Here is a 13,083-nt window from a genome sequence, read left to right as displayed (position 1 = left end):
CTAAGTGTAGTCCCTGCCGCGGGCGGTGTCGGCCGCCCCCCGCCCGGGCGAAGTCAGGCCTGCGGCCGCGTGATCGCCTCGTCGGCCAGCATGATGGGGATGCCGTCGCGCACCGGGTAGACGCGGGCGCCGTCTGCCGTTTCCAGACCTTCCTCCAGCGGCGCCTCGACCTTGCGGCCGTCGGCGTGCGCGAGCTCGCCGGCCTCGATGGCGGCGTTCAGCTGGCGCAGGCGGTCTTTCGGCAGGATGCTGAGCGCCTCGCGGCTCACCGGGCAGCGCAGGATGGCGACGAGCTTGGGATCGATCATGGTCAGGCTCCGTTCGGGTTCAGCGGGCGCCGCGGCGTAGGAAGGCGGCGACCAGGTAGCTCAAGCCGGCGAGCACGATGATAACCGGCCCGGAGGGCAGGTCGGGGGCGTAGGACAGCGCCAGCCCGCCGGCCGTGAAAGCCATGCCGAGCAGCACCGCCAGCCCCATCATGCCGGCCAGGGAATGGATGAAGCGCCCCGCGATGGCCGCCGGCAGGGTCATCAGCGCGATCACCAGGATCAGGCCCACCACCTGGATCAGCATCACCACGGTGAGCGCCACCAGCACCAGCAGCAGCAGGTAGTAACGCTCGACATGCAGCCCGCGCACGCGCGCGAACTCGGGGTCGAAGCACACGGCGAGGAACTGGCGGTAGAACAGCCCGACCAGACCGATAATCACGAGGTCCAGTGCGAGGATGAGCTTGATGTCGCTGCTCGACATCATCAGCAGGTTACCGAACAGGTAGCCCATGAGGTCGACGCTGTAGCCCGGCGTGCGCGCGATGAAGAGGATGCCGACCGCCATGCCCAGCGCCCAGATGGCGGAGATGGCGGTGTCCTCGCGCTCGGCAAAGCGCAGCTTCACCCAGCCGATGACCAGGGCGGCGATGACCGCCGCGATCAGCGCGCCGATGATCGGCTGGGCGCCGAAGTACCAGGCGATGCCCATGCCGCCCAGCACGGCGTGGGCAATGGCGCCCGCCAGCAGGCTGATCCGCTGCACCACCACGTAGCTGCCGACGATGCCGCAGCCGATCACGGCGAGCAGGCCGCCGGCCAGCGCGCGCTGCAGGAAGTCGTGCTCCAGCAGGGCAGTGAAGAACTCCATCACTTCACGTCCGGGCGTGGGTGGGCCTGGGCGTGCCCATGACCGTGTTCGTGGCCGTGCTCGTGTTGCACGGCGCGCACGGGATGGCCGTAGAGCTCGTTGATCACCTCCCCGCTCAACTCGGAGGTGCCGTGGCAGATGAGGGTGCGGCTGATGCAGGCGACGCGATGCACGAAGTCCGTGACGAAGCCGACGTCGTGGGAGACCAGCACGATCGCCATGCGGTCGCTGAGCCGTCCCAGCAGGGTGAACATGTCTTCCTCGGCGCGCTGGTCGAGGTTGGAGGTCGGCTCGTCCAGCAGCAGCAGGCGCGGCTCGGCCGCAAGAGCGCGCGCGATCAGCACCCGCTGCAACTCGCCGCCGGACAGGGCGCGGATCGGCCGTTCGGCGAGGGCGCCCAGCTCGGTCTCCTCGATGGCGCGGGTGGCGGCCGCCCGGTCCGCCGGACTCCAGCGCAGCCCGAAGCCGCTGCCGATGCGCCCGAGCAGCACGGATTGCGCCACGGTGATGGGAAAGTCGCGCGCGAAGTGCGCGAACTGCGGTACGTATCCGATCTCGTCGCGCGCCTCGTGTGGCGGGCGGCCGAACACGCGCACCTGTCCCTGGCGCGGTTTCAGCAGGCCGGCGGCGAGCTTCAGCAGCGTGCTCTTGCCGCCGCCGTTGGGACCGATGAGGCCGATGACCTCGTGCTCGCCGATCTCCAGGTCCACGTCCTGCACCACGTCGGGGCCGTCGCCGAAGGCGAAGCTGACCTTGCTGAAGGACAGCGCGACGGTCATGGCGCGGCGCCCTCGGGCGACAGCGCCTCGAGCATGCGCCGGGACACGGCACGCAGGTTGTCGATGTAGTCGAGCGCCAGCGGGTCGGCCTCGACCACCTCGGCGCCGATGGCCTCGGCCACGGCGCGGGCGCTGCGCTGGCTGAACTGCTGCTGCACGAAGACGACCCGGGCATCAGCCTCGCGGCCCCGCGTGATGAGCTCCGCCAGACCGCGCGGGCCGGGCTCGCGGCCGCCGATCTCGATGGGCAGCTGGCGCAGCCCGTAGGCGTCGGCGAAGTAACCCCAGGAAGGATGGAACACGATGAATGCTTCGCCCTGCACCGGCGCCAACCGCGCGGCAATCTCCTCGTGCAACTCGAGCAGCTCGGAGCGCAGCGCCTCGACGCGCGCATGGAACAAGTCCGCCCCGTCCGGATCGAGCCGCGCCAGGGTCTCGGCGATGCGCACGGCCATGCGCGCGGCGAGGCGTGGGTCGGTCCAGGTGTGCGGGTCGGGCAGGCCGGCATGGTCGTGGTCGTGGGTTTCGCCGTGCTCGGGGCGCCCGGCCGTCCAGCTCGCCTCCACCGCGCGCAGCGGCAGCCCCGCCGCCAGCGAGACCACCTCCAGCGCCGGGCGGTCGCGGGTGATTCGCTCCAGCCACACCTGCTCGAAATGCACGCCGAGAGTGAACCACAGCCGGGCCGCGTCCAGCGCGGCCAGGGTGGCCGGCCCGGGCGAGTAGGTGGCCTCGTTGTCGCCCGGCTGCACCAGCGTCAGCACCTCGACCCGGTCCCCGGCAATCCGCTCGACCAGGTATTGCTGCGGCAGGACGCTGACCACGATCTGCAAGGGCGAGGATTGCGCCGCGGCGGGGCCGGACACGAGCAGCAGGACGCAGAGCAGGAACAGGGGCTTGGCAGGCATCCCGCTATTCTACCCCCGTGCCCGGCTGCCGGGTGCCGCGTATCCGTTACAATGCGCGCCCTGCACAGGAGGCCCCATGAGCGCTTTGCCCGAGATCTCCGCCACCGCCCGTCGCCTGGAGTCGCGGCTGCGTACCCAGGTCGGCAAGGCGATCGAGGACTACGGCATGATCGTCGACGGCGATCGCGTCATGGTGTGCCTGTCCGGCGGCAAGGACAGCTACGCCATGCTCAGCCTGCTGCTGGCGCTGCAGCGCGCCGCGCCGGTGTCTTTCGAGCTGGTGGCCGTCAATCTCGACCAGAAGCAGCCCGGTTTCCCGGCCCACGTGCTGCCGGATTACCTGACGGCCCTGGGCGTTCCGTTCCACATCCTGGAACAGGACACTTACAGCGTGGTGAAGCGGGTGATCCCCGAGGGCAAGACCACCTGCGGACTGTGCTCCCGCCTGCGGCGCGGCGCGCTGTACACCTTCGCTGCGGAGAACGGCTTCACCAAGATCGCGCTCGGACACCATCTCGACGACATCATCGAGACGCTGTTCCTGAACCTGTTCTTCGGCGGTACGCTCAAGGCGATGCCGCCCAAGCTGAAGAGCGACGACGGGCGCAACGTGGTGATCCGGCCGCTCGCCTATTGCCGCGAGCGCGAGCTGGCGCGCTACGCAACGGCGAAGGAATTCCCGATCATCCCCTGCAACTTGTGCGGCAGCCAGGAAACGCTGCAGCGCAAGGAGATCAAGGCGATGCTGGCGGAGTGGGAGCGGGCGCACCCGCGCCGCATCGAGTCGATCGCCGCGGCGCTGGGCAACGTCGCGCCCTCGCAGTTGATGGATACCGGATTGTTCGATTTTGCTGCGCTGGCTCCGAGCCCCCGGCCATGACAGGACGGGATTCCACCGGCAGCGAGAGCTAAAAGAAACTGGCCGCCGGCGTGTGCGGCGGTGGCAGCATGAGGGCCGGAGCCGGAAGCCCTTGCGAGCTTCCGCCCGATCAGAACCGCGGGGCCCGAGGCGCCCGCGGACGAGCCTCGTTGATCTTCAGCGCACGACCACCCATCTGGTGGCCCTCCAGGGCCTTGATGGCGTTGTCGGCTCCATCGTCGGCCATGTCGACGAAGGCAAAGCCGCGCGGCCGCCCGGTCTCGCGGTCGGTGATGATCTTCACCGATTCCACTTCGCCAAAGGGAGAAAAGAGGCCGCGCACTTCGTCTTCAGTGGCGGAGAAGGGCAGGTTGCCCACGTAGATTGACTTCATCTCAACAGGCTCTCAGGGACTTCACGGATACCAGCCGTCAAGCGACGGCACGGCCAAAGCATACGACAGCCGGCGCGGCACGCAAAGCGCCGCGCGGCGACCGCGCTTCAGCCCGGCTTGGGCGGACTTTCTTGCTGCGTCGCGGCATCCGCGGCCTGCTGTTCGCCGCCGTTCCCATCTGCGCCGACCGGGGCCTTTTCCACGGGGCCGATGCGCGCGACGGCTGCGGGGTCGATGGAGCGCAGGTGAAGATCGCGTTGCGGGAAGGGGATCTCTATACCCGCAGCGTAGATGGCGTCGTGCACGGCCAGCGTCAGGTCGCTCTTGATGATGAGGTATTCGTTGAAGTCGTCGGTCCACGCGCGCAACGAGAAATCCAGCGAGCTGTCGCCGAAGCCGAGGAACAGCACTGTCGGCTCGGGATCCGCCAGGATCCGCTCGTCGCTCCGCGCCACCTTGAGCAGCAGTTCCAGCACCTTGTGCGGGTCCGTGCCGTAGGCCACGCCGACGAGGATCTCGATACGCCGGCGCATGTCCGACAACGTCCAGTTCGTCACCTCGTTGGAGATCAGGTTGGCATTGGGCACGATCACCTCGGCGCCGTCGAAGGTGCGCACCGTGCTGGAACGGACACCGATGCGCGAAACCTTGCCGAACATGGTGCCGAATTCCACCGTGTCGCCCGATTGCACCGGTCGCTCGAAGGCGAGGATCAGCCCGGAGACGAAGTTGTTGATCACGTTCGTGAGGCCGAAGCCGATGCCCACCGACAGCGCGCCGACGATGATGGCGAGGCGATCCAGCTGGATCCCCGCAGCGGCCACCGCCATCACGACGGCGATGCCGATCACGGTGTAGTTGACCAGCATCAGGATCGTGGCGGCGACGCCGCGCGGCAGCGTGATGCGCGGGAACACGTCGATCTCGAGCATGAAGCGGACGAAGCGCGACAACAGCAGACCGACCCAGATCGCGATGCCGAAACTGAGAACGTCTGCCAGGGAGATCTCGATGGTGCCGATGCGAGCGGAGCTGTGGAGCAGGGCGTCCAGCCAGCTGCCGAGGGTGGAATCGACACGGAAGACGCGGGCGACTGCGGTGATCCAGCCCACCAGCGCCGCCAGCGGCAGGATGCGCATGATCCAGCGTTCCAGGGTGGCCGCGTGCCAGCGGACCATGTTGAACCGCTGCAGCGCGCGCGTCTGGAACAGGGCCACGAACATCGAGCGGGCCACGACCACGCCCGCAAACAGGACGATGGCGATGAAGGCGCTGACAATGACCCCGTTGGTCAGCAGCCCGGACAGCGCGACGAGGCCGCCAACATTGGCAATGATTGCCGCCGCCAGGAGCAGCATGCTTAATCGTGCTGCCAGCCGCGCGGTGCTCCACCACCGCCCGGCATCGAGGCGGCCCCCGGGGCCCGAAGGCCTGAACACCCGGAATACCACCATCGCGCTCGCCGCAGCGAGGAGCAGCAGGGCGTAGCGCTGGAACTCCAGCCCGGGACTCAGCAGGCTGCTCATGCGAACCAGCAGGTAAAGCGCCGCAACGGCATACACCGGTTGCCGCAGGGAGGGTGTCACCACCAGCTGCATGACTCGCAGCAGCGGCAGCAGCAGCACCAGGCCCAGGGCCTCGTCGAGCGCCTGCGGCGCATCCGGATAGAACCACGGCGCCGCCAGGATGGTCAGCAGCAGCGCGGAAGCCAGGGGGTGTTGGAAAACCACCAGGTCCTGCGCAATCTGCGGCTTCTGTTCCACCCATCTGCGCAATTTGCCCGCCAGCAGCCAGAACCCGGCGAGCAGGAACACCAGCATGCCGATGTGCGCCCAGACAGCGCCGCTGTTGGCGTAGATGTATTGCTGCGCCGAGCGCCACTCGGCGAGCCAGGCATCGCGTGAAGCGGCGAAGTCCGGCATGCTGAACCCGACCCCCCAGATCGGCGGCAGCTCGGCATGGAACAGCGCGCTGCGTGCCTGGTCGAAGCGTTCCTGGATCGCCACCAGCCGTTCGTCCAGCAGCGACACCCAGCCGCTGAACTTGGCTTGCAGCGCCAGGACCGACTCCTGCTGCCGGGAGACGGACGTCCGCGCCCCCTCGAGGCTGTTCAGCACTTCCTCGATACTGCGCAGCACTTCGCCCGGCACCGCCTCGGCGTTGAACGACTGCTGCGTGAGACGCCACGATTCCTGGTGCCTGGCGATCTCGGCGGCGGCGCCGGCCAGCTGGCCGCTGCGACGGCTGAGTCTCGATTGCCAGTCACCGATCGTCCTGCGCATCGCGGTGACCTGTGCGAGTTCCGCCTCCAGGCTGCGCAGGTCGCGTGCGCTACGCAGCGTCTCCGGCTGGAGCGTGTCCACTGCCGCGATGCGTGCCGCCATCGCATCCGTTTGCCGGCGGATTTGCTCCACATCAGGGCGCGGACGCGCGGTTTCCAGCGTTCGCCGCACCAGGGCGCGCGAGCGGTCCAGCTCGGCCGGCAACTGCTCGATGGCGAAAGCGGCGGCGGCCGGCGCCGCCTCGGACGGGGCTGGATCCTGCTCTTCCGCGGCGGCAGCACTCCGCCCCGGCAGGAGTTGCGCCGCGGCCGGCGCGGCTGCAAGCAGCGCAAGACCGATCCACGCTACGCGCATGAGGTTGTGCCATGCGCCCGGCCCGGGGCGAAAGCGACGGCGCGAATCGGCTGCAGTCATGGCCTGTTCCTGGGACTCATGGTGTCACCCGCTGGTAACGATTGCCCGCTAGCGTAACGCCCCGGCCGATCTTTCTCACGCTGCGGCTCGCATGGTCCCGGCGGAGTTGGTCTTGCTGAAGTTCGCCCGGCCTCGTGCCGGGCGCTTTTTTACATGCCCGCGCCGGCGTGCAGGGCATCCGTCCCGGGCCCGCTCGCGAATACCAGGGCAACCCCAGCGATTGAATCCCCTGCCCATGCCGCCCAACCAGCCGCCAGCCAGAAACCACGACGGGGAGTCCGTCCTGTCGAGATTCCAGCGCCCGGTCACCGCACTGGTTACCGGCGCCAGTCGCGGGCTCGGACTCGCGTTCGTGCAGCGGCTGGCCGCAGAAGTCGGCGTGCGCCGGGTCTGGGCCGGGTGTCGCAACCCCTCCGCGGCCGCCGAGCTCGCCGCCATGGCAGGAGCCGACGGGCGCATCCGCCCGCTCGGCCTCGACGTGACCGACGAGGGACGGCTGGCCGGGGCGGCCCGGATCGTCGCCATGGAGGCCGAGCCGCTCGACATGGTGATCAACTGCGTCGGCGTCCTGCATGAACCCGAAGGCATGCAACCCGAGCGCCGCCTGGCCGAGGTAAGGGCGGACTGGTTGTTGCAATCCTTCGCCGTGAACGGCGCCGGCCCCCTGCTGCTGGCGAGGTATTTCGAGCCCCTGCTCCCGCGTCGCGAGCGCGCTGTGTTCGCCAGTCTCTCGGCGCGAGTCGGCAGCATCTCGGACAACCGTCTCGGTGGCTGGTACGCTTATCGCGGCGCCAAGGCGGCGCAGAACATGTTCATGAAAACGCTCTCGATCGAGCTGGCGCGGCGCGCCCGCGGCATCGTCTGCGTCGCCCTGCATCCCGGCACCACGCGCACCGGCCTGTCGCAGCCGTTCCGCGGCAGCGTGCCCGAGGACAGGCTCTTCAGCCCGGAACGCGCCGCGGAGCAGCTGCTGCGCGTGATCGACGGACTCGGCAGCAGCGAGAACGGCGGCTTCTTCGCGTGGAACGGTGAGAAGATTCCCTGGTAGCCGGGGCGTCGTTCAGCCGAACAGCCAGACCACCAGCAAGCCGAGGGCGGCGGCGAAGCCCATGCCCAGGGCGACGGCCAGGTAGGGACGCCCCTGCACCAGCGTCGCCAGCCAGCTGCGTCGTCCCGAGGCGGCAGTGGACTCGCCGTAGCGCGCCAGCTCGGACTCCGCCGCCAGGATGCGCTGTGCCTCGGCCGCGGCTTCCCGGGCACGGTCGAGCTTCATCTCGGGGAACAGTCCGAGGGTGCGCCGCCGCGCGAACCCGGCCACGGTATAGACGAGCACCCAGCACTTGGTGCCATTGGGGAACACCGAGAACACCAGGCCCTCTTCCACCGGCGTGTCGTAACGCCGCGGTTGCGGAGGAAGATCGCGGAAATGGTCGTCGCTGAGTCTCATGATCGCTGCGGTCCGCTGCGGCTGCCCGGGTGGCTTATTATGTTGGCATATACGGGCGCGCTGCGCGGAGGCGCGGGCGCTCGCGTCCCCAGGCAAAGGAGGCGGGCAAATGGACTATGAAATGGCGCGCCGCTTCGAGCCCTGGCTGCTGGCTGTCGCGGGGGTCGCATGGCTCGGCTACGGTGCCGACGCCGGATTCTTCGCGCTGGTTGCGGCGGCCGTTCCGGGCGCGCTGATGCTTGGCGCCGCGGTGGCGACGATGTTCTTCCCCGGCGACCGGCTGATCCCGCGCACCGGCGCCGCGGGCGCCCTGGTGGGCGTGCTGTATGCGCTGGCCATGTTCCTTTTTGCGCCGCTCGGCGCGCTGTTGCTGGGGGCGCTGTCTGCGCTCGCGGCGCTGGCCGCCGCCCGCCTGGCGGCCGACGACCTCGCGGTGCCGGAAGGCCAGGAGGTGCCGCCCAGGGACGACCTGCGGGTGCTGGCTGAAATCGCCGTGGACGAGGCGGTGCTCGGCAGCCTGACGACGGTGATGGGGGTCTACAGCGAGCCGGTCCAGCCGCGCGTCGGTCGCGAACTGGACGAGACGCTCGACTGGCTGCGGGCGAACGGGTGGCTCGACGCGCCGGCCTCGTTCCATGAAACACCGCCGCCCATCGGTCCCGCCGCGATCGGTCCGGCGCGCACCGCGGGCATCGACTACGAGGTCATGCGCTTCGACAGCGAATTCGAGCCGCGGCCCGGGGCACCGGGCCGCGAGCGCTGGCTCGGCTACCGCAACAACCGCACGGCCGAGGTGCGCATCGTGCGCACCGCCCGCAGCCGCGACTGGCTGATCTGTGTGCACGGGCTGGCCATGGGGCGTACCTGGCTCGACCTGCGCGCCATGGGCGCGGGCTGGCTGCATCGCCGCGGCCTGAACCTGGCCTTTCCCGTGCTGCCGCTGCACGGCCCGCGCGCCAACAACGCTGTCAGCGGCGCCGGTTTCATCAGCGGCGACGTGGCCAACACGCTGCATGCGCTGACGCAGACGGCGTGGGATATCCGTCGCCTGGTGGCCTGGCTGCGCGAGGAAGGGGCCGAGCGCATCGGCATCGCCGGCATGTCGCTGGGCGGCTATTCCACGGCGCTGGTGGCCTCGCTCGAGGACGGCCTTGACTGCGCCATCGCCGGCATTCCGCCCTCCGAGTTCGGCGCCATGACCTGTTACCACGCCAGCGCACGCGCCCTGGCGCTCGCCGCGGCCGAGGACATTACGCCCGAGCGCATCGGCACGGCGCTGCGCCCGGTCTCGCCGCTGGCGCTGCAGCCGCGCATCCCGCCGGAGCGGCGCTTCATTTTCGGCGCCCTCGCGGACCGCTTCGTTTCGACCGACCAGGTGGACATGTTGTGGCGGCACTGGGACGAGCCGCAGATCCTCTGGTACCCGGGCGCGCACCTCGGGTTCCGTTTCCATCAAGGCGTGCGGGATTTCGTGGACGGCGCACTGCGCCGCAGCTTGCTGGGGGATCGTTGAGGAGGATGCGGGAATGAACGCCGCAACCGAGGCGCTGGGCCTCACCGTCAAGGGCGCATTGCGCCTCGGGCAGACCGGTCGCGTGCTTGCCGGCACCGGCATCGGCTGGCTGCTGGGAGACCGCCCGCCGACGCCGAAGCTGGTGCGCCAGACTTTCGAGCGGCTCGGCGCGACCTACATCAAGCTGGGCCAGCTCATCGCCAGCTCCCCGTCGATGTTCCCCGAGGCGTGGGTGGAGGAGTTCCAGCACTGTCTCGACCAGACCAGTCCATTGCCCTGGCGCACCATCCGCCGCGCGCTCAGGGAGGAGCTCGGCGCCAGGCTCGAGTCCGAGTTCGAATGGGTGGACCCCGAGCCGCTGGCCTCCGCCTCCATCGCCCAGGTGCACGCGGCGCGGCTGAAGACCGGCGAGGACGTGGTGCTGAAGGTGCGCAAGCCGGGCGTGCAGACAGTGATTGTCACGGACCTCAACCTGCTGCACCTGGTGGCCAAGGTCGTCGAACGAGTCACGCCGGGCGCGGCGCACGCCTCGCTGGCGGCGATCGTGGAGGAGATCCAGGGCTCGATGATCGAGGAGTGCGACTTCATCCGCGAGGCCGCCAACATCGAGGCCTTCCGCCAGTACCTCGACGACACGCTGAACGAGCAGGCCGTGGCGCCGCGGGTCTACCCGGAGCTGAGCACGGCGCGGGTGCTGACCATGGAGCGGTTCTTCGGCGCCTCGCTCACCGACCCGGTGGGGCTCAAGCGCTGCACCGACGATCCCGAGGGCCTGCTGGTGAACGCGCTGAACACGTGGTTCGGCAGCCTGATGCACTGTCGGACCTTTCACGCCGACCTGCACGCCGGCAACCTCATGGCGCTGCGCGACGGCCGCATCGGCTTCATCGACTTCGGCATCGTCGGCCGCATCCGCGAGGAGACCTGGAAGGCCATGTTTGCGCTGGCCGACGGCCTGCCGCGCGGCGACTTCAAGGTGGTGGCCGAGGGGCTGGCAGTGATGGGCGCGACGAAGGAGGGCGTGGACACGGCGGCGCTGGCGGCCGACCTCGAGGACCTGTTCCGCCGCCTGGACCTGGTGCCGGGCGCGGCGGAGCAACCGGTCGGCGGCGCTGGGGTTGGCGGATATGCTGCGAGCCGGCCGGGCGACGGCTGGGGCGAGGTTTACCCGCCAGAGGCGCCGGACGACGACGACCTCAACCGTGCGCTGATGGACCTGGTGCGCGTCGGGCGTCGCCACGGCATCCGTTTCCCGCGCGAGTTCACCCTGCTATTGAAGCAGTTCCTCTATTTCGACCGCTACATCCGCATGCTGGCGCCGGGGATGACGCTGTTCGGCGACGAGCGGCTGACGGGGTTGCCCGGGCCCGGATAACGCCCCGACAATTTATCCCTGCAAATCTGGAGCGCTGCTCCACGATTCCGAGGCTGTTTTGACGCGGCTTTAGTTGCCCTCGGCTCCGCAATCGGGCGCGGCGTACTCGACGTACCAAAACAACGCTTCGCGGTCGACGATCAGGGCGCGGGCCTTCGGCTCGAGCTCCCTGGGACCGACGAAAAGAAAGCTCAGGTAGGGCAGGCGTTTCTCCTCCAGGCGGGCGGCAAGTCTCTCCAGCATGGGCTCGAGAACTTCACGAACGCCCGCGAGAGTGACGCTGACCGGATCATGAGCGCCTTTCTCGAGCGTAGTGGCAATGAGGTCGATCATCACGTCCGCTTCTCCGTCCTTGACGCCTTGGGCAAAGCGTTCGTCAAACTCCTTCCCCTTGGAAGAAAAATGGAACGTATGAAAGGTGCCCGGCAAGTGCTCGCGCGACAAATCGAAAACCCACATCTCCGAGCATGGCAAGGGCTTCCCGGCTTCCAGCCTCAACTCTGCGCCGGCCGCATTGGCCGCCGCCAAAGACAGTGCCAACGCGGTTGAGAGTCTGAGAGTCCTGCGCATGTCTCCCCTCCGTAGGATTAAAACTTGGCCCGCACCCGCGCCCCGGTGATCGGTCGCCGGCGGCTTTCGCGCCAGATGATGAGCGCGTTGGACGCGATCACGATGGCGGCGCCCGCCAGCACGTGCGGCAACGGCCAGTCGTTCCAGATCAGCCAGCCGAACAGCGTGGCCCAGACGATGCCGCTGTAGTTGAACACCGTGACCACCGCCGCCGGCGCATTGCGGAAGGCCGTGGACAGCAGCCATTGCGCCGCCGCTCCCGACAGCCCGACGCCGAACAGCAGCGGTATCTCGTCCAGCGTCGGCGTCACGGCGACGAAGGGCAGCGGCAGGGCGGTCACCAGCGTGCCGATCACCATGAAGTAGAACGTCACCGTCTCGGGGCTCTCATAGCGGCCGAGGTAGCGCAGCACGACCTGCAGCGAGGCATGCATCAGCGCGGCGACCAGCGCGATCGTCACGCCCAGCATGTTGACCGCACCCGTCGGACTGGCCATCACCGCCACGCCGGCGAAGCCGATCACCACTGCGGACCAGCGCCAGGGGCCGACCTTCTCGCCGAGCACGAACACGCCCAGCACCGGCAGGAACAGCGAGGCCGTGAACAGCAGCACCGTGGTCTCGGCCATCGGCATGAGCGAGAAGGCGAGGAAAGTGGTCATCAGCGAGACCGCGCCGAGCACCGCGCGCAGCCCGACCAGCGACGGCTTGCTGCGAATCACCAGGATCTCGCGCCGGCCGAGCACGAAGACCATGAACAGGAAGGGCAGGCTGGCGATCAGGTTCCGATAGAAGGCGATCTCTATGACGGAATGGTTTTCGCTCAACAGCTTGGCGAACACGTTCATCACCGTGAACATGAAGAAAGCGCCGAGCGCGGCCAGCATGCCGCGCACGATGTGTTCCCGGTGGGCGAGGGCTTCGGAATTCATGATTCCCGTTACGCTACCAGCGGAACCGGTCGAAGTTCTCCGGGTTGGCCCAGTCCTCGGGGTTGTTCCAGCGCCGCTCCGGGTTGTAGCGGTCGAGGTCGTAGCGCCAGGCGACACGGCCGTCGGCCAGGTGTTCGAACGGGGCCAGCGCCAGCGCCAGCAGGGCGTCGTGCCCAAGGCAGGCCCGCGCCGGGTCGGCCAGCAGCAGGAAGCGGCTGGTGTGCAGGTTCTTCAGCCGCCCGAGCACGGTCTCGGCGTCCGCGGCTTCCAGCGTCTCGAGCAGCCCTGACACGAGCGCAAAGTCGAAGCGCCCGAGCTCTTCCAGTTTCGCCGGCGCCTCGCTGGCCGCCACGCGTGTCACTTCGGCCACTGTCTCCGGCATCGGCACCGCATCCCCGATCACCAGCACGCTCCCCGGCGCATACTCGGCCAGCAGCGCGGCGATGCAATCCGCGGCGGAAACAGGCATCAGC

At 68.8% G+C, this 13,083-nt stretch carries 14 protein-coding genes; 4 read left to right on the top strand and 10 right to left on the bottom strand.

The features are described 5' to 3' along the window. Positions 1 to 53: 53 nt before the first annotated feature. From G8346_RS00640 to G8346_RS00625, 4 genes are read right to left on the bottom strand one after another with little or no spacing between them, the layout of a single operon-like run. Entirely contained in the window at positions 54 to 308 is a 255-nt protein-coding gene (locus tag G8346_RS00640) for a Trm112 family protein (protein WP_166047171.1), read from the bottom strand. A 19-nt stretch (positions 309 to 327) separates the two neighbouring features. Continuing rightward, positions 328 to 1,140 carry a metal ABC transporter permease gene (locus tag G8346_RS00635; protein WP_166047169.1) on the bottom strand — a complete coding sequence of 271 codons (813 nt, stop codon included), beginning with the start codon at positions 1,138 to 1,140 and terminating at the stop codon, positions 328 to 330. Next, positions 1,140 to 1,919, bottom strand: coding sequence for a metal ABC transporter ATP-binding protein (locus G8346_RS00630; protein ID WP_166047168.1), 780 nt, complete (start codon positions 1,917 to 1,919; stop codon positions 1,140 to 1,142). Before G8346_RS00630 ends, G8346_RS00635 begins: the two co-directional genes overlap by 1 nt. Beyond that, a complete protein-coding gene (locus tag G8346_RS00625; protein WP_166047166.1) occupies positions 1,916 to 2,824 on the bottom strand; it encodes a metal ABC transporter solute-binding protein, Zn/Mn family in 909 nt (302 codons plus the stop codon). The genes G8346_RS00630 and G8346_RS00625 overlap by 4 nt, the downstream gene beginning before the upstream one ends. 76 nt (positions 2,825 to 2,900) lie before the next feature. Here G8346_RS00625 and ttcA point away from each other — a divergent pair, with 76 nt between their 5' ends. Beyond that, entirely contained in the window at positions 2,901 to 3,704 is an 804-nt protein-coding gene (gene ttcA, locus G8346_RS00620) for a tRNA 2-thiocytidine(32) synthetase TtcA (RefSeq protein WP_166047164.1), read from the top strand. Between the two features lie 109 nt (positions 3,705 to 3,813). On the opposite strand, the gene G8346_RS00615 is transcribed toward ttcA, so the two are convergent. Then, positions 3,814 to 4,077, bottom strand: coding sequence for an RNA-binding protein (locus tag G8346_RS00615; RefSeq protein WP_166047162.1), 264 nt, complete (start codon positions 4,075 to 4,077; stop codon positions 3,814 to 3,816). A 107-nt stretch (positions 4,078 to 4,184) separates the two neighbouring features. Continuing rightward, on the bottom strand, positions 4,185 to 6,773 hold the full coding sequence (locus tag G8346_RS00610; RefSeq protein ID WP_166047160.1) for a mechanosensitive ion channel family protein: 2,589 nt from the start codon (positions 6,771 to 6,773) through the stop codon (positions 4,185 to 4,187). A 235-nt stretch (positions 6,774 to 7,008) separates the two neighbouring features. On the opposite strand from G8346_RS00610, the gene G8346_RS00605 reads away from it, so the two are divergent. After that, complete coding sequence (locus G8346_RS00605; RefSeq protein ID WP_166047158.1) at positions 7,009 to 7,821, top strand: SDR family NAD(P)-dependent oxidoreductase; 813 nt, start codon at positions 7,009 to 7,011, stop codon at positions 7,819 to 7,821. A gap of 12 nt (positions 7,822 to 7,833) precedes the next feature. Here the strand turns inward: G8346_RS00605 and G8346_RS00600 are convergent, their stop codons facing one another. Further along, positions 7,834 to 8,220, bottom strand: coding sequence for an Arm DNA-binding domain-containing protein (locus G8346_RS00600; RefSeq protein WP_166047156.1), 387 nt, complete (start codon positions 8,218 to 8,220; stop codon positions 7,834 to 7,836). 109 nt (positions 8,221 to 8,329) lie between these two features. Here G8346_RS00600 and G8346_RS00595 point away from each other — a divergent pair, with 109 nt between their 5' ends. Together G8346_RS00595 and G8346_RS00590 are read left to right on the top strand one after the other, a co-directional pair. Then, on the top strand, positions 8,330 to 9,733 hold the full coding sequence (locus G8346_RS00595) for a hypothetical protein (RefSeq protein ID WP_166047154.1): 1,404 nt from the start codon (positions 8,330 to 8,332) through the stop codon (positions 9,731 to 9,733). 13 nt (positions 9,734 to 9,746) lie between these two features. Further along, on the top strand, positions 9,747 to 11,108 hold the full coding sequence (locus tag G8346_RS00590) for an AarF/ABC1/UbiB kinase family protein (protein WP_166047152.1): 1,362 nt from the start codon (positions 9,747 to 9,749) through the stop codon (positions 11,106 to 11,108). Between the two features lie 69 nt (positions 11,109 to 11,177). On the opposite strand, the gene G8346_RS00585 is transcribed toward G8346_RS00590, so the two are convergent. The 3 genes from G8346_RS00585 to G8346_RS00575 are packed head-to-tail and all read right to left on the bottom strand — an operon-like array spanning position 11,178 to position 13,079. Further along, positions 11,178 to 11,678, bottom strand: coding sequence for a hypothetical protein (locus tag G8346_RS00585; protein ID WP_166047150.1), 501 nt, complete (start codon positions 11,676 to 11,678; stop codon positions 11,178 to 11,180). Positions 11,679 to 11,695: 17 nt separating this feature from the next. Next, on the bottom strand, positions 11,696 to 12,610 hold the full coding sequence (locus G8346_RS00580; RefSeq protein WP_166047148.1) for a DMT family transporter: 915 nt from the start codon (positions 12,608 to 12,610) through the stop codon (positions 11,696 to 11,698). A 13-nt stretch (positions 12,611 to 12,623) separates the two neighbouring features. Next, positions 12,624 to 13,079 carry a DUF6231 family protein gene (locus tag G8346_RS00575; protein WP_166047146.1) on the bottom strand — a complete coding sequence of 152 codons (456 nt, stop codon included), beginning with the start codon at positions 13,077 to 13,079 and terminating at the stop codon, positions 12,624 to 12,626. Between the last annotated feature and the right edge of the window lie 4 nt (positions 13,080 to 13,083).

This window comes from Thioalkalivibrio sp. XN279 (genome assembly GCF_011089885.1).
In the GTDB taxonomy this organism is placed as follows: Bacteria; Pseudomonadota; Gammaproteobacteria; order Steroidobacterales; family XN24; genus XN24.
The sequence above is the reverse complement of the archived record's forward strand: the minus strand, read 5'-3'. Positions and strand labels throughout refer to the sequence as shown.